This window comes from Tessaracoccus flavescens (genome assembly GCF_001998865.1).
Classification (GTDB): domain Bacteria; phylum Actinomycetota; class Actinomycetes; order Propionibacteriales; family Propionibacteriaceae; genus Arachnia; species Arachnia flavescens.
This window is the reverse complement of sequence record NZ_CP019607.1, coordinates 2641245-2665398: the sequence shown is the minus strand read 5'-3', so window position 1 is coordinate 2665398 and position 24154 is coordinate 2641245. Positions and strand designations below refer to the sequence as shown.

21 protein-coding genes are annotated in these 24154 nt (G+C 69.5%); 4 read left to right on the top strand and 17 right to left on the bottom strand.

Features of this window, described 5'->3' with window-relative positions; genetic code table 11:
- Positions 1 to 12: 12 nt before the first annotated feature.
- From BW733_RS12870 to groES, 3 genes are all read right to left on the bottom strand, one after another.
- Positions 13 to 2025 carry an ATP-dependent helicase gene (locus BW733_RS12870; protein ID WP_077351050.1) on the bottom strand — a complete coding sequence of 671 codons (2013 nt, stop codon included), beginning with the start codon at positions 2023 to 2025 and terminating at the stop codon, positions 13 to 15.
- Between the two features lie 117 nt (positions 2026 to 2142).
- Entirely contained in the window at positions 2143 to 3732 is a 1590-nt protein-coding gene (gene groL / locus BW733_RS12865) for a chaperonin GroEL (protein WP_077351048.1), read from the bottom strand.
- A 15-nt stretch (positions 3733 to 3747) separates the two neighbouring features.
- Entirely contained in the window at positions 3748 to 4044 is a 297-nt protein-coding gene (groES, locus tag BW733_RS12860; protein WP_077351046.1) for a co-chaperone GroES, read from the bottom strand.
- Positions 4045 to 4499: 455 nt separating this feature from the next.
- On the opposite strand from groES, the gene BW733_RS12855 reads away from it, so the two are divergent.
- The 3 genes from BW733_RS12855 to BW733_RS12845 all read left to right on the top strand — a co-directional run bounded on the left by BW733_RS12855 (position 4500) and on the right by BW733_RS12845 (position 7699).
- Entirely contained in the window at positions 4500 to 6230 is a 1731-nt protein-coding gene (locus BW733_RS12855; RefSeq protein ID WP_077351044.1) for a hypothetical protein, read from the top strand.
- 121 nt (positions 6231 to 6351) lie between these two features.
- Positions 6352 to 6774, top strand: a complete 423-nt coding sequence (locus BW733_RS12850; RefSeq protein WP_161490234.1) for a DUF3788 family protein — start codon at positions 6352 to 6354, stop codon at positions 6772 to 6774.
- 166 nt (positions 6775 to 6940) lie between these two features.
- Positions 6941 to 7699: a suppressor of fused domain protein gene (locus BW733_RS12845; protein WP_077351040.1), complete on the top strand. Its 759-nt coding sequence runs from the start codon at positions 6941 to 6943 to the stop codon at positions 7697 to 7699.
- Here BW733_RS12845 and BW733_RS12840 read toward each other — a convergent pair.
- From BW733_RS12840 to BW733_RS12830, 3 genes are read right to left on the bottom strand one after another with little or no spacing between them, the layout of a single operon-like run.
- Positions 7677 to 9221: a 5-oxoprolinase subunit B/C family protein gene (locus tag BW733_RS12840; RefSeq protein WP_077351038.1), complete on the bottom strand. Its 1545-nt coding sequence runs from the start codon at positions 9219 to 9221 to the stop codon at positions 7677 to 7679. The two genes, BW733_RS12845 and BW733_RS12840, sit on opposite strands and share 23 nt — an antisense overlap.
- The gene (locus BW733_RS12835; RefSeq protein ID WP_202970372.1) at positions 9218 to 9976 is read right to left on the bottom strand and encodes a LamB/YcsF family protein; all 759 of its coding nucleotides are present in this window, start codon (positions 9974 to 9976) and stop codon (positions 9218 to 9220) included. The genes BW733_RS12840 and BW733_RS12835 overlap by 4 nt, the downstream gene beginning before the upstream one ends.
- 7 nt (positions 9977 to 9983) lie before the next feature.
- Positions 9984 to 10475, bottom strand: a complete 492-nt coding sequence (locus tag BW733_RS12830) for an NUDIX hydrolase (protein WP_077352989.1) — start codon at positions 10473 to 10475, stop codon at positions 9984 to 9986.
- 195 nt (positions 10476 to 10670) lie between these two features.
- On the opposite strand from BW733_RS12830, the gene BW733_RS12825 reads away from it, so the two are divergent.
- Positions 10671 to 10973: a hypothetical protein gene (locus tag BW733_RS12825; protein WP_077351034.1), complete on the top strand. Its 303-nt coding sequence runs from the start codon at positions 10671 to 10673 to the stop codon at positions 10971 to 10973.
- An 11-nt stretch (positions 10974 to 10984) separates the two neighbouring features.
- On the opposite strand, the gene BW733_RS12820 is transcribed toward BW733_RS12825, so the two are convergent.
- The 11 genes from BW733_RS12820 to BW733_RS19525 form a co-directional block, all read right to left on the bottom strand.
- Positions 10985 to 12109, bottom strand: a complete 1125-nt coding sequence (locus tag BW733_RS12820) for a class I SAM-dependent methyltransferase (protein ID WP_077351032.1) — start codon at positions 12107 to 12109, stop codon at positions 10985 to 10987.
- A 1-nt stretch (position 12110) separates the two neighbouring features.
- Complete coding sequence (locus tag BW733_RS12815; RefSeq protein WP_152024707.1) at positions 12111 to 13058, bottom strand: endonuclease/exonuclease/phosphatase family protein; 948 nt, start codon at positions 13056 to 13058, stop codon at positions 12111 to 12113.
- A gap of 58 nt (positions 13059 to 13116) precedes the next feature.
- Positions 13117 to 14841, bottom strand: coding sequence for an ABC transporter ATP-binding protein (locus tag BW733_RS12810; RefSeq protein ID WP_077351028.1), 1725 nt, complete (start codon positions 14839 to 14841; stop codon positions 13117 to 13119).
- 11 nt (positions 14842 to 14852) lie between these two features.
- On the bottom strand, positions 14853 to 15833 hold the full coding sequence (locus tag BW733_RS12805) for an ABC transporter permease (protein ID WP_077351026.1): 981 nt from the start codon (positions 15831 to 15833) through the stop codon (positions 14853 to 14855).
- 9 nt (positions 15834 to 15842) lie between these two features.
- Positions 15843 to 17363, bottom strand: a complete 1521-nt coding sequence (locus BW733_RS12800) for an ABC transporter permease (RefSeq protein WP_077351024.1) — start codon at positions 17361 to 17363, stop codon at positions 15843 to 15845.
- 162 nt (positions 17364 to 17525) lie between these two features.
- Positions 17526 to 19391 carry an ABC transporter family substrate-binding protein gene (locus tag BW733_RS12795; protein ID WP_077351022.1) on the bottom strand — a complete coding sequence of 622 codons (1866 nt, stop codon included), beginning with the start codon at positions 19389 to 19391 and terminating at the stop codon, positions 17526 to 17528.
- A gap of 146 nt (positions 19392 to 19537) precedes the next feature.
- Positions 19538 to 20581, bottom strand: coding sequence for a tRNA (adenosine(37)-N6)-threonylcarbamoyltransferase complex transferase subunit TsaD (tsaD, locus tag BW733_RS12790; RefSeq protein WP_077351020.1), 1044 nt, complete (start codon positions 20579 to 20581; stop codon positions 19538 to 19540).
- Positions 20574 to 21059, bottom strand: a complete 486-nt coding sequence (locus BW733_RS12785) for a GNAT family N-acetyltransferase (protein ID WP_077351018.1) — start codon at positions 21057 to 21059, stop codon at positions 20574 to 20576. The genes tsaD and BW733_RS12785 overlap by 8 nt, the downstream gene beginning before the upstream one ends.
- The gene (gene tsaB, locus BW733_RS12780) at positions 21056 to 21700 is read right to left on the bottom strand and encodes a tRNA (adenosine(37)-N6)-threonylcarbamoyltransferase complex dimerization subunit type 1 TsaB (protein ID WP_077351016.1); all 645 of its coding nucleotides are present in this window, start codon (positions 21698 to 21700) and stop codon (positions 21056 to 21058) included. The genes BW733_RS12785 and tsaB overlap by 4 nt, the downstream gene beginning before the upstream one ends.
- A complete protein-coding gene (gene tsaE / locus BW733_RS12775) occupies positions 21697 to 22617 on the bottom strand; it encodes a tRNA (adenosine(37)-N6)-threonylcarbamoyltransferase complex ATPase subunit type 1 TsaE (protein ID WP_077351014.1) in 921 nt (306 codons plus the stop codon). Before tsaE ends, tsaB begins: the two co-directional genes overlap by 4 nt.
- Before the next feature lie 25 nt (positions 22618 to 22642).
- A complete protein-coding gene (locus tag BW733_RS19525; protein ID WP_237268194.1) occupies positions 22643 to 23956 on the bottom strand; it encodes a DEAD/DEAH box helicase in 1314 nt (437 codons plus the stop codon).
- Positions 23957 to 24154 lie beyond the last annotated feature (198 nt).

Sequence of the window (24154 nt, the reverse complement as noted above, 5' to 3'; positions counted from 1 at the left end):
CCGGCGAGCCGGTCAGCCGAAGAGGTCTCCAAGGTCCGGCACCGTGATCAACGGTGCCGCCTGCTTCGACGCCGCCGCCCCGGAGGCCACCGGCTGGGCCAGCACCCCGGCCGACGCGACCGCGTCCATGGTGCGCAGCGCCGGAGCCGTCAGGAACCGGCTCGGCTTGGCGAGCACGTGGCGCGAGCTCATGCTCGTCGGATGGACTGGGAGGCGCATCGGCGAGTAGATCCGCAGCGTGTCGCGGGCGCGGGTGGTGGCGACGTAGAAAAGCCGCTGCTCCTCCTCGAGTCCTTCCTTCGAGGTGAGCGCCATGTCGGAGGGCATGGAACCATCCGTCGCCCGGAGCAGATGGACCGCACTCCACTCGAGGCCCTTTGCCGAGTGGATGGTCGAGAGGACGAGGTAGTCCTCGTCCAGGTGCGGCTTCTTCGCCCAGTCCCCCGCGACCGAGGTCGGGTCGATCGTCGCCTCGGCGATGAAGGAGCGCAGGTCACGCTGCCGTGAGGCCGCCTGGGCGACCCCCTCGACATCGGCGGCGCGGCGTGACCAGTCGACGTAGTGCTGGCGCAGCAGCGGCTCAACCGCCTGCTGGCAGGCCTCGACCATCAGAGCTGGCACCCTCGTCGAGCTTGCGGCGCGGATCAGCTCGAGGGTCCTTGCCAGCGCGGTGCGCGCCTTCGCCGGGGCCTCTGAGACGACGTCGTGGTGGTCGGCGCCTTCCACGAGGCGGGCGGAGAGGGTGCGGGCCGACACCTTGCCGAGCGCGCGGTGCCGGGTGAGGAGCCGGTACCAGGAGATCTCGTCGCCGGGGTTGAGGCTGACCCGGAAGGCGGCGATCAGGTCGCGGACGTGCGCCGTCTCGAGGTAGCCGATGCCTCCGTACTTGTGGAAGGGGATGCCGCGCACGCGCAGCTCGATCTCGAGCTGGTTACTGTGCGTCCCGGTGCGGAAGAGGACGGCCTGGTCGCGCAGATCGAGGCCCTCCTGGTGGGCGGCGAGGACCGCGTCTGCCACCTCGCGCGCCTCGTCGTCGGAGTTGGCGCACTGGACGTGTACGGGGCGCGGGCCACAGCCGCCGCGGTCGGCGGTGAGGTCGAGCCGTAGCGCTCCGGGGCGGACCACGTTTGCGAGGTCGAGGATCTGCTGGCTGGACCGGAAGTTGCGCTCCAGCCGGACAAGCGTCGAGCCAGGCAGATCCTCGTGCAGGTGCAGCAGGTGCTCGGAGGTGGCGCCTCGGAAGCCGTAGACGGCCTGGGCGTCGTCGCCGACGACGGTGAGCCCCTCACCGTCGGGACGCAGCAGGCGGACGATGTCGACCTGGATCTGGTTGACGTCCTGGTACTCGTCGACCAGCACCCAGTCCCAGCGGGCGCGGAGCCGGTCGCCGACGATCGGGTCGGCGAGCAGCGCACGCCAGTAGATCAGGAGGTCGTCGAAGTCGAGCAGACCCCGCGCCCGCTTGCGGGCGACGTAGGCCTTGAGCAGGTCGTTGATCCGGTCTGCGTGATCGAGGCACCACGGGAACTGCTCGGCCATCACCTGCCGGGTGGGAACACCGGTGTTGACAGCCCGAGAGCAGATGTCGGCGAGGGTCTGCGACGTCGGGAGGCGGTGCTCGGTGCCCGAGAGCCCCTGCTCCTCGCGGAGCAGGTCGAGCAGGTCGGTGACGTCGCCCGGGTCGAGCACGGTGACGTCCTCCAGCCCGAGGTGCTGGGTGTGTTCGGCGACGATCCGGTGGGCAACCGCGTGGAACGTGCCGCTCCACATCCGCTGCGTCACCGACGGGTTCTCGCACAGGGCGGCTGCCCGGCTGGTCATCGCGGCCGCGGCGCGGCGGGTGAAGGTCAGCAGCAGGATCAACTCCGGCGCGACCCCCGAGTCGACCAGCCGGGCCACCCGTGCGGTGAGCGTCCTCGTCTTCCCCGTGCCTGCGCCGGCGGCGACGACGAGGGCGCCGCCGTGGTGTTCGACGGCCTCTCGCTGCGCGTCGTCGAGGTCTGCGGCCGCTTCGGTGTCGATCATGGAAGGGACAGTAGTCAGGGCCTCCGACAGAACCGGGCGCGCCAGGCTTGGGGGCTGCAGAGACGACGAAGTCCCCGGACCGTGTGGTCCGGGGACTTCGGCTGAGAGATCAGACGATCACTTGTCGTCGTCGTCCTCGCGCTTGTCCACCACGAGGGTCTCCGTGGTGAGCAGCAGGGAGGCGATCGAGGCCGCGTTGGCCAGTGCCGAACGGGTCACCTTGACGGGGTCGATGACGCCGTTCTCGATGAGGTTCTGGTACTCGTCGATCTTGGCGTTGTAGCCGTGACCGACCTCCATCTCGGCGACCTTGGTCGTGATGACGTAGCCGGCCTGGCCGCCGTTCTCGGCGATCCAGCGCAGCGGCTCGACGACCGATTTGGCGACGACCTGCACGCCGGCAGCCTCGTCGCCCTCGAGACCGAGGCCGTCCTTGAGGACGGCTCCGGCGTGGATGAGGGCGGAGCCGCCACCGGCGACGATGCCCTCCTCGATGGCGGCGCGGGTCGCGGACACGGCGTCCTCGATGCGGTGCTTCTTCTCCTTCAGCTCCACCTCGGTGGCGGCGCCGACCTTGATCACACACACGCCACCGGCGAGCTTCGCGACGCGCTCCTGGAGCTTCTCGCGGTCCCAGTCGGAGTCGGTGCGCTCGATCTCGGCGCGCAGCTGCGCGACGCGGGCGGCGACCTCATCGGACTCACCAGCGCCGTCGACGATGGTGGTGTTGTCCTTGGTGACGACGACGCGGCGGGCACGGCCGAGCACCTCGAGGCCGACCTGGTCGAGCTTGAGCCCGACCTCGGGCGCGACGACCTGGCCACCGGTCAGGGTGGCGATGTCCTCGAGCATGGCCTTGCGACGATCGCCGAAGGCGGGGGCCTTGACGGCGACCGAGGTGAAGGTGCCCTTGATCTTGTTCACGACGAGGGTCGAGAGCGCTTCGCCGTCGACGTCCTCGGCCACGATGAACAGGGTGCCGCGGGCTGCGATGACCTTCTCCAGCAGCGGGAGGAGCTCGTTCATCGACGAGATCTTGCCGCTGTGGATGAGGATGTAAGGATCGTCGAGGACGGCCTCCATGCGGTCGGCGTCGGTGACGAAGTAGGGGCTCAGGTAGCCCTTGTCGAACTGCATGCCCTCGGTGAACTCGAGCTCGGTGCCGAAGGTGTTCGACTCGTCGACGGTGATCACGCCGTCCTTGCCGACCTTGTCGAAGGCCTCGGCGATCAGCTCGCCGATCTGCTCGTCACGCGAGGAGATCGTGGCGACCGACGACATGTCTGCGGTGGTGTCGACCGGACGGGAGATCTCGTGCAGCTTGGCGACGACGGCCTCAACGGCCTTGTCGATGCCGCGCTTGAGGCCGACCGGGTTCGCCCCGGCTGCCACGGCGCGCATGCCCGAGTGGACCATGGCCTGGGCCAGGACGGTTGCGGTGGTGGTGCCGTCACCTGCGACGTCGTTGGTCTTGGTGGCGACCTCCTTGGCCAGCTGGGCGCCGAGATCCTCGTAGGGATCGTCGAGCTCGACCTCCTTGGCGACGGTGACACCGTCGTTGGTGATGGTCGGCGCGCCCCACTTCTGGTCGAGGACGACGTAGCGGCCCTTGGGGCCGAGCGTCACCTTGACGGTGTTGGCGAGGACGTCGACACCGCGCTCAAGCGCGCGGCGTGCGTCCTCGTTGAAAGCGAGAGTCTTTGCCATGGTGGATCGGGTTCCTTACTTGCTGACGACGGCGAGGATGTCGCGGGCGTTCAGCAGGAGGTACTCCTGGCCGTCGTACTTGACCTCGGTGCCGCCGTACTTCGAGAAGATCACGACATCGCCCTCGGCGACGTCGAGCGGGATGCGGTTGCCCTTGTCGTCGATGCGGCCGGGGCCGGTCGCGATGACCTTGCCCTCCTGGGGCTTCTCCTTGGCCGTGTCGGGGATGACGAGCCCGGAGGCGGTGGTCTGAACGGCCTCGAGGGGCTGGATGAGGATGCGGTCCTCGAGCGGCTTGATCATGGTTGCCACGTCAAACACCTTTCTCTACGTTTCCGGTTACCCGGCTCAATGTTCTGGTTCGGGGTGGTTGGGCGTCGTCGCGGGTGCCGCCCAGCCGGTTAGCACCCGAACGGGTCGAGTGCCAATCCCAAAACTATCGCGGCTTTAGCACTCAATCAAGCCGAGTGCCAACGAAGCTCACGCCTTTCCCGCGTACCGGCAGCGACCGCCTCCCCGACGGCTGAGACGAGAGTGCCTCACCTCGACGGCCTCGCACTGCTAGCCTCTTCACGACTTCACCTCCGGGGGAATCTGGTTCGAATCCAGAGCTGACCCGCAACCGTGAAGGCCCCTCGGGGCCACAGCCGGAATGCCTGGGGACACGAAGCCGACCGAACAAAACCCGTCGAGGTCTACGGGGTGGGTCGGGTGCCGCTTCGCGCCAGCACCTCCCTCGTGCCCTCACCATCGAAGGAGTACCCGAGGTGCCCACCCGTTTCACCGCCGCGTCAGCGGTCGGTTCATTGGCCGCGCTGCTGCTGACCGTGGTTCCCGTCAGCGCCGCGAACGCCGATGACCAGCTCCGGGCCGCCGTGACGGCCGCCGCAGACTATATAGCAACCTCCGCACCGGGAGGGGCGGACGCGATCATCGCTCTCGCCGCCGCCGACACCCAGCCGACCGCCCTGGACGGGATGCTCAAGGCCTTCGCCGGCTCGGCGGCCGGGTCAGCAGGCAATGCCGCCTCGCGGGGCAAACTGATGATTGCGGCCGATGCCGCGAACCTCGACGCCCGGTTCTTCGCGGACGCGAGCTGTGCCACGAACTGGGCAGAGACCCAGCGCGCCGACGCAGAGGCGGGCAAGCTCAGTGCCTACTGGGCGCCACAGCTCGTCGTGATCTCGCTCGCCAGGCTCGGTGAGCCTGCCCCTGAGGCCGCGCTCGAGAAGATCCTGTCGACGCAGCACTCCGGCGGAGCGTGGGGCTACGGTTCAGGTGCGGCATTCACCGCCCAGCCCGACGACACCGCCATGTCGCTGTATGCACTCGGGCTCGTCGCCGACTCAGAGGTCGAGGCCGCCGAGACCCGCGCCACGGCGAGGGCGGCGATCGACAAGGCCGTCGCCTGGTCACGCTCCGACGCCGCCCGCAGGCAGCTTGACGGCAACTACTACTGGGCCACCTACTCGCCCGCGAACTCGACCGGTCTCATGGCGAGCGCCCTCGCCGAGGTCGGCGAGGACGTGACGTCCCCGCAGGCGTTCCTCGCCGCGCAGCAGTCCCTCACCGGCTCCGGGTGGAGCAACACCCTGAACGGCACGAAACCACAGTTGATGGCGACGACCCAGGCGATCCTCGGTGCAACTGGCGCGGGCTACGGCACGGCGCGCGCCACCGGTGAGGTCACCCCGACGTGCGCCCAGCCGCCCACGATCGCCGCCCAGCCTTCCGACGTCACGGCCCCTCCCTCCTCGGCCCGCCTGACGGCCGACGTCACCGACGGCGACACGCTGCAGTGGCAGCGCTTCGACGGCGCGTGGGTCGACGTGGACGGCGCCACCTCGGCGACCCTCTCCCCCGCGACCGAGGGGCAGTACCGGCTGACCGCGACCAACGCCAACGGGTCGAGCTTCAGCCGGGTCGCGACCGTCACGCTGACCGCCGAGCCCAGCCCTTCACCCAGCGCGTCACCCTCCGTCTCCCCGAAGCCTGACCCGACGCCGAGCGCGACGCCTGACGCGACCCCGTCCTCATCCCCGAGCCGCACCGCCACGCCGAGGCCCGGCACCCCGACCGCGCCGGTCGTGGACGTCTACACCACACCTGGACTGCACACCTCCGGCGGACGTGCCTGGTCGACGACGTGTGAGCCGTACTCGAAGACCACCCGGTGCCGCACCGAGATCTGGGCCACGACGGTCGTCCTGCGCGACGGCCGCTACGTGCGCACCACCGGATGGGCATTCAACAACCTCACCTACCTCCCATCCCCGCGCGCGCTCTGGGCAGGCAACCCGCTCGCCGAGAAGGGCGAATGGACCAGCCCCGAGAACAGGATGTGGCGCACCGACTGTGACTCGGCCGTGACCGGACGCGGCGGCTGTCGCAACTATCTGCTCGCCACCACCGTCTCGGCGGTTCCCGCCGCCTCGGGCGGCTGGAGTTTCGTCCAGGCCGACGCGTGGGTGTTCAACGGGATCGTGCGCTTCAGCTGAACCCCTGACGTGGCGGCGGCGCGGCTCTCCCGCGTCGCCCCACCCCGGCCCATCGGCCGGCATGGGATAGGACATGATGGGGGTGAGCGACGGCGCTCCCCACTGGCAACGGAGCCACCTGATGAACGACATTCCTGCGCTGCAGAACCGTGATCTTCCCCCGACAGCTGACCTGATCGAGGACGCCCTCGGCGACACCTGTCCGATCTGGGAGCGCTTCCTCAAGGCACTGGAGGACCCCGACCTCCGCGTCACCGTGAGCTGGCGCTGGTACGTGGACGGCGGCTGGCTCGGGAAGGTGATGCGAGGGACGCGGAACTTCGCCTGGCTCTCGCTCTGGGTCGGCGTCGGGCGCGTCACCGTCTACTTCCCGGAGGCGCATCGGGCCCTGCTTGTCGACCTGGACCTCAGCGAGACGCTGCGCGCCCGCACGCTTCACCAGCCACCCGTAGGCACCTCGGTCCCTGTCTCCATCGACCTGCGCACCGACGCAGACCTCGACGACGCCCTGACCGTCCTGCGCCAGAAGCTCACCCTGTGCTGACCCGACGCCGCCGCGACCGGGAGTTCCCGGCGCCGGTTCGACGCGGACGAAGGGCCGTGCACCGACGCAGCCGGGACCCGGCGTCCGGGCGATGAGCGGTCGTCTTTCCCAGCCGGCTGCACCCGCGCGTGACTAGGCTCGTGGTCACGACACAGGAAGGCTCATCATGGGTTGGTTCAGCAAGCGGAAGAAGCACGACGACAATGCCACTCGGGCAGCCGATGCGCCCGGGCAGGCCGCCGAGGAGGAGGTCGAGGAGGACGATCCGCGCTGGGAGCAGTGGGCCGAGGCCCGCAACGCTTACTGGAACGGGATCGGGACGCTCGACGACCAGGTGGTCGCGCACCTCGTCAGCCCGGAGTTCATGGGCGCCCCGCCGTGGCCGACCACGCGACAGTCCTATGTCATCACCCGCACCGACGACACGGTCATCCTCGCCACCGACGGCATGACCGACCCGTTCCGCGACGACTCCGGCCCGGCCAACGGGTTCGGGGCCGAGGTCTACCTCGAGTCCCCCGCGCTGGTGGGTGCGAACTTCAACACCATCGCGGGGAGTTGGGAGCTGGGCGCCCTGCAGAACTTCGCGGCGAACGTCGCCGACCTCGGCGGCATCACAGGTCACCTGGAGCAGTACGGGGTCGTCTCGATGGAGCTGCCCGCGCCTGAGGGGGTGCCGGAGCACCTGTTCACCCCGCAGGGCACGATCGGCATCCTGATCGGGATCGAGGCGCCCGGCCGCTCTGCGGAGGTCACCCTCGCTCCCGGTGAGGAGATCCGGATGATCCCGATCACGCTGATCACCCCCGCCGAGACGGCCTACATCGTCTCGGGAGGCGGTGCCGCCCGAGGTGAACTCGTGGAGAAGCTTGCCGAGGCCGGCGTCGGGGTCGTCTCGGACGTCAACCGGCAGTCGGTGCTCTGAGCCGCACCGCGACGAGTCGACAGCGCTGCCCCGGCCCGAGCTGGGCTGCGCTGTCAGCCGCCTGAGCCGTCAGCACCCCTGCCACCGGATATCCCCCGGTGACCGGGTGGTCGGCGAGGAAGAGCACCGGCTCCCCAGACGGCGGGACCTGGATGGCGCCCCGCACCACCGGCTCGCTCGGCAGTTCACCCTCGCGCCTGCGAAGGGGCTCTCCGGTCAGCCGCGCGCCGATCCGGTCGACCGCGGAGCCGACGCTCCACTCGGATCCGTCCATCCCCTCGACCCAGTCGTCACGCGGGCCGGGAAGGTAGCGCAGCTCGACCAGGTCCACCGGCTCGACGCTGAGCGGCGTCCAGTCGATCACCGGCAGCCACGGCCCCGACGCCTCCGCGACGGGGAGGCGCGCTCCTGCCACCGCCGGCTCCGGGCCGAGGGATCCGAGGGTGTCGCGGGAGCGCGAGCCGAGCACTTCGGGCACGTCGATCCCGCCCCGCACGGACAGATAGGACCTCAACCCGTCTGCGGGGGCGCCGATCCGGATCCTCGCGCCGTCCGGGGCGGTGAAGGCGATGCCCGCGGACACCGCGCGGCCGTCGACGGTGACGAGGCAGGGGCTGCCGGTCAGGGCGAGTGTCAGATCGCCGACCGCGATCAGGTCCGCCCGGCCCATGGCCAGTTCGAGCGCCGCCTCACCGTCGCGGTTGCCGACCAGCCTCGCCCCCAGCCGGTAGGCACCGAGGTTGGCCGCGCCAGAGGCGCCGACCCCGACGGCTGCCAGCCCCGGCCTGCCCTCGTCCTCGATCAGGATCGGCAGCAGCGTCTCCTCCACGAGCAGTGCGCGCGCCGAGGTCGTCTGGGCGGCAGGTACTCCGCGGGAGATGGCGGTCGGCGGGGCGTCGGTCGCCTCGAACCGGACCCGGGTACCTGGGGTGAGCAGCGCTGGCTTGCGCGCGGACGGGTCGAACAGGGCGACGTCGCTCTCCCCGATCACCTGCCACCCACCCGGGGAGGAGGTCGGATAGACGCCGCTGAACTCGTCTGCCAGACCGACGGAGCCCGCAGGCACGCGGGTGCGCGGGGAGCCACGGCGCGGGACGCGCAGCCGTGGGTCGCCGCCGACGAGGTAGGCGAAGCCGGGGGCGAACCCTCCGAAGGCGACACGCCACGGGGTCCCGGTGTGCGCGGCCACCACCTGGTCCACCGTCAGGCCCGTCAGGTCGGCCACGTCCTCGAGGTCGGGGCCGTCGTAGCGAACGGGGATGACCACCTCGCGCACGGGCGGCGACGCGACGCTCGAGAGCTCCGAGGAGCCGAGCGCGGCCTCGACCAGCCGCCTGAGCAGGTCGGCGGGCGGCCCCGTCACGAGCACGGTCCGCGCGGCAGGCACCACGTCGACGACCTCACCCCAGGCGCCGCGACCGGCTTCGGCGAGCCCGCGGAGGGAGGTCTCCAAGGCCAGCACCTCGTCGAGCGAGGCGACCTCGATCAGCAGGGCCCGCTCCCCGCAGGGAAGCAGCCTCACGGCACGAACGACCGGAACTCCACGCCCTCGGCCTCGAGCGGCTCGCGCACGGCAAGGGCCAGCTCGTGGGCCTGCTCCGTGTCGCCGTGGACGCAGATGGAGTCGACGCTCATCGGGATCTGTGACCCGTCGGCGGCGACGACCGTTCCCCTCGTGAGCCGGCTCGCCTGGTCGGACACCTCAGCCGCGGTGGTGAGCACGGAGCCCTCCTCGCGCCGTGGCTGCAGCGTGCCGTCCGGCAGGTAGCGGCGGTCGGCGAAGCCCTCCCTGATCACCCGCAGGCCGGCCGCCTCGGCGAGCTGCAGGAACACCGAGCCGGGCAGCCCGACCACCGCGAGGCCCGGATCGTAGGCGACGACGGCGGCGACCACGGCCGACGCCTGCGCCTCGTGGTGCACGATCGCGTTGTACAGGGCGCCGTGCGGCTTGACGTAGCCCACCCGGGTCCCGATGCGTCGGCAGATGCCGTCGAGTCCGCCGATCTGATAGAGCACATCGGCGCTCAGCTCGTCGGCGGAGGCGTCGAGGAACCGGCGCCCGAACCCGGCGAGGTCGCGGTAGCTCACCTGCGCGCCGATGCTGACTCCCCGTTCGACCGCGCTCGCGACCGTGCGTGAGAGCGTGAGCGGATCGCCCGCGTGGAAGCCGCAGGCGACGTTCGCGCTGGTGACCACGTCGAGGATCGCCTCGTCGTCGCCGAGCCTCCAGCGTCCGAACGACTCGCCGACGTCGGCATTGAGATCGATGCGCATGATCCGGAGCCTAGTGGCTGCCGGTGGTGCTGACCTGCCACCCGGTGCTGTGCCCGCCGTCGTAGGGGATGACGCCGTGGAACTGCCCGATCGACTCGTCGAAGACGAGCGGGAGGAAGTGGCGGTCGCCGTCCCACATGGGCAGCTCCATCATGGTGGCGATGTCGTGCCAGGCGAGCGTGCCCTCCTCGTTGCCCTCCGGCACGTCGCCCTCGAAGGCGGTGACGAGGAACACGAACCCGAACACGTCGCGGCCGTTGAAGCCGGGCCAGGCGACGGTGCCGCGCAGCGTGAGGCCGGTCGCCTCGATGCCCGCCTCCTCGCGCAGCTCGCGGCGCATCGCCTCGACGATGTCCTCGTCGCGTTCGACCTTTCCGCCGAGTCCGTTGTACTTGCCGAGCTGCTCATCGCTGTCGCGGGCGGTCCTGTGCACGAGCAGCACCTTGGTGCGCGTCGGGTCGGTGACGTAGGCGAGGGTGGTGAGTTCGGGCGAGAACGGCATGTTCCGACGATAGCGGCGCACCTCATCCGGCGGGACGCCCGATTCGCTCATTCCGGACGGCCGGGAATGAGTGACTGCGCCCGACTCATTGCCAGCCCCCATTCCGCACGGTGTGCTGGTGTCATGGAAGCTGAGCCGGGCCGCGCGCGGCAGACACTCCCCCAGGGCCGTCCGCGACGATCTGGCGGGCCGGGCATGGCCGGACTCGTGGTCGCCTTGGTCGGCATGCTCGCGGTCGGGGCCGGGTCCTTCGGCGCGCTCAGCGCGCTGAGCGGGGCGACGCTGCCAGGGGGGTCGTCGGACCCGTTGGCCGTGGCCACCGTGTGGATCGTCGTCTTCTGGGTGGGCGTTGCCGCGGTCGTCGTCGGGTTCGTGGTGTCGATCGTCGCGATGGTGAAGAGGCGGGGGTGGCGTTGGGGCCCCGCCGGAACCATCGTGTCGGCGGTCGGCCTCGCCATGGTCGTGGCGCCGATGTTTCTGGTCGTCGTCGCGTACTGAACCGGCTGGCCTCAGCGGATCCGGTGGGCGATGAGCGCCTTTGTCCCCTCGACGGTGCGGGCAAGGATGATCGTCGCCGACGCCTTTCCCTTCGGTTTCAGCTGCCTGCGCAGCGCCGCAGGGTCGACGTCGATGGCGCGCTTCTTGATCTCCAGGGTGCCGACGCCGCGGTCGGCCACCCAGCGGCGCAGCACGCGCACGTCGAACGGGAGCACCTCGTCGACCTCGAAGGTGGTGCCGAACGGGCTGTCGACCGGATCGTCGGAGGAAAGGTAGGCGGTGTGCGGGTCGAGCAGCCACAGCGGCGACCCGGGGGCGATCTCGGTGATCAGGCCCGCCCGGATGACGGCGCCGTCCGGCTCGATCAGGTAGCGGCCGACGGGCCGCGTCTCCAGCTCGCGCGGCCGGTCGGGGGCGACGAGTTCGTGTGGCAGCACCACCGCCTCGGTCGATGCGGGCAACCGGTTCCAGAGCGTCGCCTCGACGACGTCGCCGCGCTCGCTGAGCCAGCCGGCGCGCACGCCGTCGGGGATGAGCTCCTTCGGCACGCCGGGGCCGAGCTTCACACAGACGAACCGGTCGGAGGCGAGCTGGTCGAGCACGAACTGCCACGGCGGGGTGAAGTCGGCGACATTCCACGTGCGACCGGTCGTGGTCCGGCGTGCGGGGTCGAGGAAGACCGCCGCGCCCTCAGGCAGCTCAGCCTCCTCCGCCAGGCCGAGCCGCGCCTCCCCACCGACGAGGGCGAGATTGTGCGCGGCGACCTCGACCGTCGCCGGGTCGGCGTCGACGCCGACGACCCTCAGCCCCGCCTCGGCGAAGGCCATGGCGTCGGCACCGATCCCGCAGCCGAGATCCCAGACCTCCCTCACCCCCGCCTCGGCGAACCGCGCGGCGCGCCAGGCGGCCACCGGTGCGCGGCTCGCCTGTTCGAGGCCGTCACGCGTGAAGAGCATCTCGGCGGCCCTTGGGAACTTGGAGACGGCCTTCCTGCGCAGCGCCACCTGGCCGAGCGCCCAGGCCGCCTCCTCCGGTCCGAAGACCCGGCGCAGCCGCTCACCGGCGCCCAGCGAGGTCGGGTCGGCCTCCGCCATGGCCGCCTCGAGCGCCGCGCCGTCACCCCGCATGCTCCCCATGTCAGCTTGGCTTCGCGGTCGTGACGATCATCCCGGCGTGGTCGGTCCCGGGGATCTCGACGTGGCTGACCCACGCCGCCACGGAGCGCGAGTGGAGGGCGTGGTCGATCCGCGCGAAGGGAGGCCACCGGCCGCCCATCGGCCAGGTGGGCTGCCAGAGCTCCAGCCCTCCGAAGATCGACTCCCGGTCCATGGTGTTGCGGAACTCGCCCGCAGCGGTCAGTTCGCGCATGGTGAGGTGCTCGTCGATGGCGTTGAAGTCGCCCACCAGCAGCACAGGACCAGAGGTGTCCGCCAGGGCCATCGCGTTGACGGCGGCGCCGTCGACGGCCCACGCCTCGGCGCCGAGCTGGGGTGGCGTGGAGTGGATCACGCCGACCTGCCACTGGTCGCCTTCGTCGGTGATGCTGACGACGAAGTTGTCGAACCTGGTCCCCTCCGCCTGGCGGACGGGGGTGACGGGCGTCCTCGACAGGATCATCGTGCCCCCGGCGTCCTCGCGGACGGTGCCGTGGCGGTGCGGAAACTCGTCGAGGATGCCTGCCTCGCGCAGCCGCGTGTCGAAGGACGAGGTGTACTCCTGGAACGCGAGCGCATCGACGCTCGGGGTGACCTGGTCACGGATGGCACGCACGTCCGCGCCGCCGTACTCCACGTTGAGGCTGAGTACCTGCAGGCCCACCTCGACCGGGGCCGCGGAGATGTCGACGCCCTGGTTGCGCGGAAGCACCGGCACCCCCCAGGCCACGAAGGCCACCAGGAGCAGGGCGAGAGCCGCGCCCCTCCACCAGCCGCGGAGCACGAGCCCCACGCCGAGGATCGCCACGAGGGAAGGCAGCCACAGGAACGGGATGAACGTCGCGGCGTAGATGGCGTAGCGCGACAGCGCGTGCAGCGCTGGAAACAGATCGAGGACGAGCAGCGCCGCGGCAGCGACAACGCCGGGCACCAGGAGGATCCATCCGAGAACGGAGGTCCAGCCCGGAGCCCGGCGTTTCGTCATGCGCCTACTGCTGCAGTTCACGGGTGTCGAGCTCCACGACCTCGTCGCCCAGCGACTTGAGCAGGGCGTGGCGCTCCTCGCGGCGCACCTTCTGCTCGATCGGGTTCGGCACGGGTGCCGCTGCCAGCAGGCGGCGGGTGTACTCCTCCTGCGGGTTGAGCAGGACCTCGTCGCGGGTGCCCCGCTCGACGATCTTGCCGTACTGCATGACGACGACGCGGTGCGCGAGGGCGTCGATGACGGCGAGGTCGTGCGAGATGAACAGACACGCGAAGCCGAACTCGCGCTGCAGCTCGGTGAACATGCCGAGCACCGAGGCCTGCACCGACACGTCGAGCGCCGAGGTGGGCTCGTCGGCGATCAGGATCTCGGGCCGCAGGGCGAGCGCACGGGCGATCGAGACGCGCTGACGCTGGCCGCCGGAGAGCTCGTGCGGGTAGCGGTTGTACGCGCTGCGGGGAAGCTGCACGGCCTCCAGCAGTTCGTGCACGCGGGCCTGGCGCTCCTTCGGGGAGCCGACCTTGTGCACGCTGAGCGGCTCGGAGATCACGTCACCGATCGGGAAGCGCGGGTTCAGCGAGGCGGCCGGATCCTGAAAGATCACGCCGATGCGCTTGCGCAGCGCCTTGAGCTGGGGACCCTTGATCGAGAGCAGGTCCTCGCCGAGGACGCTGACCTCGCCGCTGTGCGAAGGGATCAGGCCGAGCAGCGCGCGACCGATGGTCGACTTGCCGGAGCCGGACTCGCCCACGAGACCGACGATCTCGCCGCGCTTCACGTCGAAGCTGACGTCGTCGACCGCGCGGAAGGGCTTCTTGCCCGAACGCTTGTACTCGACGACCAGGTTGTTGACGCTCAGCGCCGTCTCGGCGCCCTCGGCGACGGGTGCGGGCGCCGCGCCGAACTGGCCGGGGCCCTCGCCCAGGTGGGGAACGGCCGCGAGCAGCTTCTTGGTGTAGGGGTGCTGCGGGTTGAGCAGCACCTCGTTGACGGGCCCACGCTCAACGACATTGCCCTTGAACATCACCGCGACGTTGTCTGCCATGTCGGCGACGACACCCATGTTGTGGGTGATCAGGAGGATGCCGGTGTTGAGCTTGTCCTTCAGCGAGCGCAGCAGGTCGAGGATGTCGGCCTGCACGGTCACGTCGAGGGCGGTGGTCGGCTCGTCGGCGATGATCACCTCGGGATCGCACGCCAGCGCCATGGCGATCACGACGCGCTGACGCATGCCGCCGGAGAGCTCATGCGGGAACTGGTTCACGCGGCGCTCGGGTGCCGGGATGCCGACGGCCGCCAGCAGGTCGATGGCGCGCGCCCAGGCCTCCCGACCGAACGCGATGCCGTGCACCTCCATCGACTCGGTGAGCTGCTCGCCGATCTTGATCACGGGGTTCAGCGCCGTCATGGGCTCCTGGAACACCATCGCGACGCGGCGGCCGCGGATGGCGCGGAGCTCGCGCCCGCTGAGGTCTCCGACCACCTTGTTGTCGACGACGGTCTCGCCCGTGATCCGCGCGGTCTTCGGCAGCAGACCGAGCGCGGTGGTCGCGGTGACGGACTTGCCGGAACCGGACTCGCCTACCAGCGCCATCACCTCGCCGGGCTCGACGCTGAGCGTCAGGCCCTTCACGGCGTGGACGGTGCCGAACTCGGTCTTGAACTTGACGTCGAGGTTGTCGAACTTGAGCGCCGGGTTCTCCCCGGTGAACGTCTTGGATTCAGTCATGTCTTGCTCCCTCAGTCCATCTGCTGACGTGGGTCGAACGCGTCGCGCAGGCCGTCACCGATGAAGTTGATGCACAGCGAGAACACGAGGATGAACATGCCGGGGATCCAGAAGAGCCACGGGCGGGTGCTCAGCGCCGTCTGGTACTCGCTGACCAGCACACCGAGCGAGGTGTCGGGCGGCCGCACGCCGAAGCCGATGAACGACAGCGCCGTCTCGGTGAGGATCGCCGCCGAGATCAGCAGCGTGGCGTTGACCACGATGGTGCCGAGCGCGTTGGGCAGGATGTGGCGCACGATGATGCGGGGGCCGGGGGTGCCGAGGGCGCGGGCGGCCATCACGAACTCCCGTTCGCGCAGTGACAGCACCTCGCCGCGGACGAGCCGGGCGAGACCGGTCCACGAGACGACGGCCAGCACGAGCGCGAGCATCCCGATGCTTCCGCCTGACATGCGGCCGAGGACGGCGGCGAGGATCAGGGTCGGGATGATGATGAACAGGTCGGTCATCCTCATCAGGAACGCCTCGGTGATGCCGCGGTAGTAGCCTGCGATCGCGCCGATCGTGGTGCCGATCAGCGTGGCGAGGATGCCGACGGTGAAGGCGATGAACAGCGACTTCTGCACGCCGAGCATGACGAGCGCGAAGTAGTCCTTGCCGACCGTGTTCTGGCCGAACGGGTGCTCGCCGAGCGACGGCGGCCAGAACTGCAGCGTCGGCTTGGCCTGGTTGACCATCGGGTAGGTGTCGTAGGCCGTCTTGTCCCACCATCCGGGGATGATGCCCCAGCCGACCGAGGTGATCGCGAGCAGGACGATGAAGATCAGGACGAAGAGGGCGACCATGGCCGCCTTGTGCCGGAAGAACCGGCGCAGAACGAGCTGGCCCTGGGAGTAGGAGCGCGTGTTGGTCGTCTCGACGTCGTCCTCGATGGAGAACGTCGGGTTCGCCTCGGGCTCGACGGAGGGCATCGTGTTGTTTGGATCACTCATGTCCGGCTCCTATCGCGCGATCCGCGGGTCGAGGAATGCGTAGGCGATGTCCGCGACAAGGTTCATCAGCACCGCGGCGCTGCCCGTCACGAGGTAGAAGGCCATCACCGGTGGTGGATCCACCGCCGCGAGGCCCTCACGGAACATGGCGCCCATGCCCGACCAGCCGAACACCGTCTCCGTGATGACCGCGCCGCCGATCAGGGCGGCGAAGTCGAAGGCCACGATCGTGGCGAGCGGGATCAGCGAGTTGCGGAAGGCGTGGCGGGTGATCACCTTGCGCTCCGAGACACCCTTCGAGCGGGCGGTGCGGATGTAGTCCTGGTTCAGCACGTCGAGCATCGAGGCGCGGGTGTAGCGCGTGTAGCCGGCGATGCCGATCAGGGTCAGCACGATGGTCGGCAGGAACAGGTGCGTCGCCGCGTCGATGAAGTGGCCCCAGTAGGTGGAGTCGAAGTTCGGCGTGGCGGATCCGATGGTGGGGATCGGTCGCGGTTGCTGGGTGAGGTAGGCGTTCCAGTTGCTGAGCATCAGGTCGGCAAGGGCGACGAGGGAGGCGATCACGGCCACGATCAGCGACGAGGTGATCGCCTGCTTGCGGGAGAAGCCACCGAGGAGGGCGCCACTGGCAACGGCGATCGCGATGCCGGCCGCGAAGCAGAGGAACAGCTTCAGGTTCGACGGATCGCTCATCAGGAGGCCGCGCGTCACCGCGTAGCCGATGATCGTCAGCACCGTGGTGAGCGCGACCGCGTTGCGCACGCGGATGTTCTTCGGCCCCGAGGTGACGAAGAGCACGAACACGCCCGCGGCGAGCACCACGACCGCGAAGAGCGGGATGCCGAGCATCGGGCGGCGGAGCCACTGCACGCTGGAGAAGTACCAGAGGGCCCCGGCGAAGACCACAGCCATGATCGCGAAGCTGATCAGTCGGCGCTTCCATGCGCCGCCGAGCGCCGCGGCGATGATCAAGGACAGCACGAGGGATATCCCGATGATCTGTGCTGTTGAGAATCTCGCCTCGACGATCCAGTTGTTGAACTCGATGGCCGCGTAGTGCTTGAGCAGCACCGCGGCCCAGAAGACCGGAAGCGAGAAGAAGACGAAGGCCATGAACGTGACGGCGTAGTCGAAGCCGCTGTACTGCCGGATGGCGGTCAGGATGCCGAGCACGATGCCGATCACGATGGCGAGGATGGTGGCGAGGATGACGAGCTTCAGCGTCGACGCCGCCGCCTGGACGACGAGCGAGTTGACCGCCCGGCCCTTGATGTCCTGGCCGAGGTCACAGCTACCGGTGAAGCACTTCCCGACTCCGCTCAACCACTCCCAGTACCGCTGGTACCAGGGTTTGTCGAGGCCCATGTGGGCGATGCGTTGAGCCTTGAGGTTCTCGACGTTGGGTGCGTTCGACTCGCGGAACTCCTCAAGAGGGTCGCCCGAGTTGATGGTCAGGATGAACATCAGGAACGATCCGAGTACGAGGATGAGAAGCGAGATCCCCAATCGCTTCAGGATGTATCTGATCACTAGTGGTCCTTCGGTGGATGTGACTGCCCCGACGCGTGCTGGGCCAATCGTTGGCCGATCATACGCCAGTGGGGCTGTGGTGACGAGGCGGCAACGCGAAAGGGGCAGGTGGCTCGGTGCCACCTGCCCCTCTCACGTTGTCAGTGACTCACAGGCTGAGGATCAGCTGAGGACCCACTGGGGAGCGTTCCAGACGACCTGGTCCTGCGTGGCGGTGCCGCGGACGTTCTGGACGTTCGAGGACGAGGCCGACAGGCCGGGGTGAGCGAACACCGGGATACCGAAGAGCGTGTCCCACAGCTCCTTCTCGATGATCTTGGTCTGCTCGAGCTGGACGGCCGGGTCGAGCGAAGAGGCCAGGGTGGCCCACGCCTTGTCGACGGTCTCGTTCGAGTACTTGCCGTAGTTCTGGCCCTTGTTGGTCGCGTAGATGTTCTGGCCGGAGGCGATCTGGCCGGAGCCCGCCCACGCGAACAGGGCAACCTCGTAGTCGCCGTTCACAACTTCCTTCTCGAAGAAGGTGGCCGAGTTCGAGTCGATGATGTTGAACCCGGCGTCCTTGCAGGAGGCTGCGATCTGTGCGACCTGGTCGGCGCGACGCTGGTTACCTGCGCGGTAGCCGATGCGCACGTCGATCGGGGTGGCAACGCCGGACTCGGCGATGAGGGCCTTCGACTTCTCGATGTCGACCTGGTCGAAGCGACCGTCGTAGGAGGCGCTGACGACGTCCTCGTAGTTCTCCTGGAACGGGAAGACCTCACGGGCGTTCATGACGATGGCGGTGTCGTTGATCGGCTTGATCAGGTTGTCGACGATGGCCTGGCGCGGCACGCAGTAGGCGAAGGCCTCGCGCAGCTTGATGCCGCCCTTCGCATCCGAGAACACGTTGGTGTCGCGGAAGTTGAAGTCGAGGTGCTCCCAGGTCAGGGTGTCGTAGGTCTCGACCTTGACGGCGTCGCCCATGGCCTCGAGCTGGCCGAGGGTGTCGACGGTGGGCTGCGGGTTGATGACGTTGACGTCACCGTTTTGCAACGCCTGAGCCATCTGAGCGTCCTCGATGAAGCGGAAGATCAGGTTCTTGGTGCCTGCCGGGGTGCCCCAGTACTTGTCGTTGGCCTCGAGGGTCAGCGAGTTCTTGGAGATCCAGCCGCCTTCCTTCAGCTTGTAGGGGCCGGAGGACGGGATCTGGTCCATCGAGGGAAGCTGGCCACCCTCGAACATCCATCCGTTGTTCCAGAAGTCCGCGACCTTCTTGACAGTCTCGGCGTCCTTGTCGAGGATCGCCTGGGCAAGGGCGGCGGGCTCGAGGCCGGCCTGCTTGGCCGCGACGTGCGCCGGGAGCGCCGTGGTCACGAGGATCTTGTAGTCGGGGTAGGTCTCGTTGTAGACGACCGTGAACTCCTTGCCGTCGACCTCACCCTGGGGGCCCTCGGGCACGTACTGCGCGAAGGACGAGGAGACGTGGTCGAAGATCGGCGTGGCGTCCGGGTTCTCACCCGAGGCGTAGCCGGGGACGAGGAACTCGGGGTTCTGGGCTGCCCAGTCGAGCAGGTAGTCGTTGATGGTCACCGGGGTGCCATCGGACCAGACGGCCTCGTCGGAGATCGTGTACTTGACGGTCAGCGGATCCTCGGAGGTGACCTCCATCGTGCCGAATTCCTTGTTCTCGCAGATGGTGCCGTCGGTACCGAAGTAGACGAAGCTGGAGAACATGTGTGCCGCGACACCCGAGTTGTAGGTCGAGTAGGTCTTGTTGGTGACCGAGTTATAGCCGTTCCAGTCGCCGGGGCCACCGGTGTACCTGACCTGACCGTCCTTGGTTTCGGTGATGCCGACGTCCTGCATGCAGGCTGCCGCGCCGCCGGCGGCGTCTCCGCTCGCGGAGGCGCTCGGCTTGGCCGAACCGGACTCGCTCGTGTTGTTGGTGGGTGCCTGGGACTGCCCAGCATCGGGGCTGGTGCAGGCGCCCAGCAGAAGGGCACCGCTCAGCACCAGGCCGAGTCCGGCGCTCGTTCGCCTGAACTTCATTGAATCTCCTAGTCGTAGACCGACGTAACAGGGGCCCAATCGGGCCATCGTGATTCAGGACGATAGCGAGTACACGTTCAAATCGGAAAGGCTCTGGTCACTTTGACACCAGATCGTTACCTACTTGTTGCTGCAATAGTGGCTGCTCAGACGACGATCGTGCCGACTGGCAGACCTGAGTTCGCCGAGAAATCCAGTCCGGATGGTGAGACGCCACTGGTGATGGCCTCGCTCGCGACCGCCGCGATCATCGCACCGTTGTCGGTGCAGAGGGCAGGACGGGGGCGTCGCAGCTCGATCCCGACGGCCGCCGCCCGCTCCTCGAGCAGGGTGCGCAGCCGCGAGTTGGCCGCCACTCCCCCGCCGATCAGGATCGAGTTGACGCCGAAGTGCTGGGCCGCGTCGACGGTCTTGGCCGTCAGCACGTCGCACACGGCCTCCTGGAAGCTCGCCGCGACGTCGTTGACAGGGACGTCGAGCCCGTCGAGGCGTCGCTGCTCGACCCAGCGCGCCACGGCGGTCTTGAGGCCGGAGAAGGAGAAGTCGAAGCGGTGCTTCTCCAGGTCGTGGCGGGCAGTGAGGCCGCGCGGGAAGCGGATCGCCGTCGGATCGCCTTCAGCAGCCGCCCTGTCGATGACGGGGCCGCCCGGGTACGGGAGGCCGAGGATGCGCGCGACCTTGTCGTAGGCCTCGCCCGCCGCGTCGTCGATCGTCGAGCCTACCTCGGTGATCTTCGTGGCGATGTCCTCGACGTACAGCAGCGACGTGTGGCCGCCGGAGACGAGCAGCGCGAGCGAGGGCATGGGCAGGGCGCCGTGGTCGAGCAGGTCGACTGCCACGTGTCCCACGAGGTGGTTGACCCCGTAGAGGGGCTTGTTCAGGTAGGCGGCGAGCGCCTTCGCCGAGGCGATGCCCACCACGAGGGCCCCCATCAGCCCAGGCCCTGCGGTGACGCTGATCGCGTCGACGTCTGCGAGGTCGACGTCGGCCGTCGCGGCGGCCCGTTCGAGCGCAGGGACGATCGCGGAGAGATGGGCGCGGCTGGCGACCTCTGGCACCACGCCGCCGAAGCGCACGTGGAGGTCGACCGAGCTGGCCACCTCATTGGCCAGCAGCGTCCGGCCGCGGACGATCCCGACGCCGGTCTCGTCGCACGACGACTCGATTCCGAGCACCAGTGGCTCACTCATGCATGTCCTCCATGTCCCACATGCCGACGGAGTCGGCGTCGACGCCCTCGAGGTGGCGCTCGAGCACGAGCGCGTCGGCCCCGGGGCCGTAGTAGTCGGGTCGCCTGGCCACCTCACGGAAGCCATAGCCGCGATACAGGGTGATCGCGGGCGCGTTGGTGTGTTCGACCTCGAGCAGCATCCGCGTGGCGCCCTGTCCGATGGCCCATTGGAGGCCTGAGACGAGCATCACGCGGGCGAAGCCGAGGCGTCGCTGGTCGGGGGCCACCACGATGCGGTGCAGGTCGGCGACCTCGTCGACGATCTGGAAGCAGGCCACGCCGACGATCCCGCCCTCCTCGCGGCGGGCAATCAGGACGAAGCGCCCGTCGCCCTCAAGTTCGCGGCGCCACGAGTCGGCCGACCAGGCCACGCCGAAGTGCCCCTCGAGGCTGACGATCGCGTCCAGGTCGGACTGCCGCGCCGTCTCGACGATCATCGGGCGCGCAGCCGCGGAAGTGCGGACTTCGGCTTGCCTGGCACCGTCGCGTCGGCCTGCCGGAGATAGAAGGGCTCGTCTCCCGCGGGCTCGAGCGTTTCCCACCGGGCGGCCAGCACCCCAGGGTCGAGCTCGGTCGGGCCCTGCAGGGTGAACAGGTGCCGGTACGCCTCCGGGACGGCCCCCGCCACCGGAAGCTGGGGCAGTGACTCGGGCGCGCTGACCTGCGGCTCACCGGTCGGCGTGCCGTCGGCCCCGTAGCTGCGCCAGTAGAGCTCCTTGCGCCGGGCGTCGGCCGCGACGATGAACTCGGCCGAGGCACCTGCATCGGCGAACTGGCGGGCGACCACGTCGAGCGAGCAGACCCCGCGCGGGGTGATGCCCGCCGTGTGGGCGAGGGTCCAGGCGGTCGCGACGCCGACCCGCAGTCCGGTGAAAGGGCCGGGACCCATGCCGACGGCGATCTCGTCGATGTCGGTCAGGGCGATCCCGGCCTCGGCGCAGGCACGCAGCACAGACGGCATCAGCTCCTCGACGTGGGCCCGGGAATCCTGCACGACGGAGCGGGCGACTACCTCGCCGTCGCGCGCGATGCCGACGGCGACGTGGTGGCTGGTGTCGATGCCGAGCGTGTAGGTCATGCCTGCTCCCTGAGTTCGTCGAGGGCGCCTGCCCAGCGGGGGCCGGTACCGGTGAGGTAGACGGTGCGCACGTCGCTGCTCTGGCCGCGGGCGATCTCGATGTCGAGCCGGTCCTCGGCCAGCCACTCGGCCAGCCCGCTTCCCCATTCGACGAGGGTGACGGACTGCTCGAGCGAGGCGTCGAGGTCGATGTCGGCGAGTTCCGAGGCCTCACCGAGCCGGTAGGCGTCGACGTGCACGAGCGCCGGGCCCTCTCCCCGGCTGGGGTGGACCCGGGAGATGACGAAGGTCGGAGAGATGACGGGGCCCTCGACGTCGAGCCCCTCGCCGATGCCCTGCGTCAGGGTCGTCTTGCCCGCGCCGAGATCCCCCGTGGCGACGATCACGTCGCCCGGTCGCAGCAGGGCGGCGAGCCTGCGGCCGAGCTCCTGCATGGCTTCGGCGGTCGGGACGTCGAGGATCACCGGAAGGTCGCGGCCGAGCCAGAGCCCCTTGGGCGCCGGCCCGAGGACGACGAATCCGTGCTCGCCCCACCAGCGGATCAGCTCGGGGAACTCCTCGCGGGCCACGAGCCGGGCGCGGGAGGCACCCAGGTCGGCCGCAACGGTGAGCGCGGCCGTCACCATCTCACGCGCGACACCTTGCCCCGAGGCCTCGGGCACGACGGAGACGCGGCGCAGGGTGGCGGTGTCCCCCTCGATGTCGATCAGGAGGCCGGCCACGATCTCGCCGTCGGCCTCGACCAGCACGCCCGTCCCCTCGGAGAGGGCGCGCGCGATGTCATCGACGGTGTCGGCGAGCGCGTCGGCCGGCGGGTCGACCGGGCGACGCGCCGAGAAGGCGGCGCCGATGACACGCAACAGTTCGGCGGCGTCATCCGGCGTCGCGACCCTCAACGAAAGATCAGCAGATTCCATAGCGCCGTTGATCTTAGTCCGGGAATCAGTAGCGACGGCCCCGTCCGCGACCGCGCCCACGCTGGCCACCGTCGGGACGCCGACGGGGCTGCTGCTTGGGTGCGATCAGCTTGAGGTACTCGCCCTCCGGGATGGCGACCCCGGAGGTCGGCCGGGCACCGGTCGCCTCGCGCAGTTCGGGGGTTCCCGGCTCGATCTCCAGCGGCTCGGCGCCGACGCCGGCCTGGCCGAGCAGGCGGCGCGACAGCTTGCGCTGGTGCGGAAGCACGATGCTTGCGACGACGCCCTCGTGGCCTGCGCGGGCGGTGCGACCGGCGCGGTGCAGGTAGTCCTTCGAGTCGTGCGGCGGATCGACCTGCAGCACGAGCGTGACGTCGTCGACGTGGATGCCGCGGGCGGCGACGTCGGTGGCGACGAGAACGGGAACAGCGCCTTCACGGAAGGCCGTGAGGATGCGGGCACGGGCGCCCTGGGTGAGGCCGCCGTGCAGCGCGCCCGCCATGACGCCGGCGTCGCGCAGCTGGGCCGCGATCCGGTCGGTGCCCAGCTGGGTGCGGGCGAACAGGACGGTGCGACCCTCGCGGTTGGCGATCTCGGCGGTCACCTGGTTCTTGTGGTGCGGCTTCACCAGGAGCGGGCGGTGCACCATCGTCGTGACGGAGGCCTTCTCCGAGTCGACCTCGTGGGTGACCGGATCGTGCAGGTACTTCTGGACCAGCTTGTCGACGGCGTCGTCAAGGGTGGCGGAGAAGAGGAGGCGCTGGCCGTCGCCGCAGGCGTCGAGCAGCGTGCGGACATCCTGCATGAAGCCGAGGTCGGCCATGTGGTCGGCCTCGTCGAGGATGGCGATGTCGACCTGGCTGAGGTCGGCGGCGCCCTGCTCGAGCAGGTCGATCAGGCGGCCCGGGGTGGCGACGACGACGTCGACGCCACGCTCGAAGGCGCGCAGCTGCGGTCCGTAGGACATGCCACCGGCGATCAGCGTCAGGTCGATCCCGACCGCGGCCGCCAGCGGCGACAGGTTGTCGGCGATCTGCAGCGCGAGCTCGCGGGTGGGGGTGAGGATCATGGCGCGGGGCGAGCCGACCGGGCTGCCCTGCGCGAGGCGGGTGAGCATCGGCAGGCCGAACGCGAGCGTCTTGCCCGAGCCGGTGCGGCCGCGACCGAGCACGTCCTTGCCCGCGAGCGCGTCGCCGATGGTGGCCGCCTGGATCGGGAAGGGGTCGGTGATGCCTTGGCTGGCGAGGACCCGCACGAGCGGCTCCGCGACGCCGAGTTCGAAGAAGCCGGAGGTCACCTCACCCTCGACGGCCTCGGCAGTTGTCGCCGTCCACTCCATCTGGTCCGAGGTCTCCTCGAAGCCCTGGCGGTCGTCATGGTCGTGCCTGCGGCGACGGTCCTCGATGCCACGGGGCTCGTGATTGCGGCGCGTGTCGAAGCGCTGCGCGGGGCGGTACGACTCGTCGCGACGGCGACGCTCGCCGAAGCCGCGATCGTCGCGGCGGCGCTCACCTGCACCCCGGTCGTCACGGTCGCG

Coding starts and splice junctions, on each gene's coding strand:
- tsaE (WP_077351014.1), bottom strand. CDS start 22,617: ATGGAATCTGCTGATCTTTCGTTGAGGGTCGCGACGCCGGATGACGCC.
- BW733_RS12820 (WP_077351032.1), bottom strand. CDS start 12,109: ATGGGGAGCATGCGGGGTGACGGCGCGGCGCTCGAGGCGGCCATGGCG.
- tsaD (WP_077351020.1), bottom strand. CDS start 20,581: ATGAGTGAGCCACTGGTGCTCGGAATCGAGTCGTCGTGCGACGAGACC.
- BW733_RS12785 (WP_077351018.1), bottom strand. CDS start 21,059: ATGATCGTCGAGACGGCGCGGCAGTCCGACCTGGACGCGATCGTCAGC.
- BW733_RS12825 (WP_077351034.1), top strand. CDS start 10,671: ATGGCCGGACTCGTGGTCGCCTTGGTCGGCATGCTCGCGGTCGGGGCC.
- BW733_RS12850 (WP_161490234.1), top strand. CDS start 6,352: ATGAACGACATTCCTGCGCTGCAGAACCGTGATCTTCCCCCGACAGCT.
- tsaB (WP_077351016.1), bottom strand. CDS start 21,700: ATGACCTACACGCTCGGCATCGACACCAGCCACCACGTCGCCGTCGGC.
- BW733_RS12805 (WP_077351026.1), bottom strand. CDS start 15,833: ATGAGTGATCCAAACAACACGATGCCCTCCGTCGAGCCCGAGGCGAAC.
- BW733_RS12810 (WP_077351028.1), bottom strand. CDS start 14,841: ATGACTGAATCCAAGACGTTCACCGGGGAGAACCCGGCGCTCAAGTTC.
- BW733_RS12845 (WP_077351040.1), top strand. CDS start 6,941: ATGGGTTGGTTCAGCAAGCGGAAGAAGCACGACGACAATGCCACTCGG.
- BW733_RS12870 (WP_077351050.1), bottom strand. CDS start 2,025: ATGATCGACACCGAAGCGGCCGCAGACCTCGACGACGCGCAGCGAGAG.
- groL (WP_077351048.1), bottom strand. CDS start 3,732: ATGGCAAAGACTCTCGCTTTCAACGAGGACGCACGCCGCGCGCTTGAG.
- BW733_RS19525 (WP_237268194.1), bottom strand. CDS start 23,956: ATGGAGTGGACGGCGACAACTGCCGAGGCCGTCGAGGGTGAGGTGACC.
- BW733_RS12795 (WP_077351022.1), bottom strand. CDS start 19,391: ATGAAGTTCAGGCGAACGAGCGCCGGACTCGGCCTGGTGCTGAGCGGT.
- BW733_RS12830 (WP_077352989.1), bottom strand. CDS start 10,475: ATGCCGTTCTCGCCCGAACTCACCACCCTCGCCTACGTCACCGACCCG.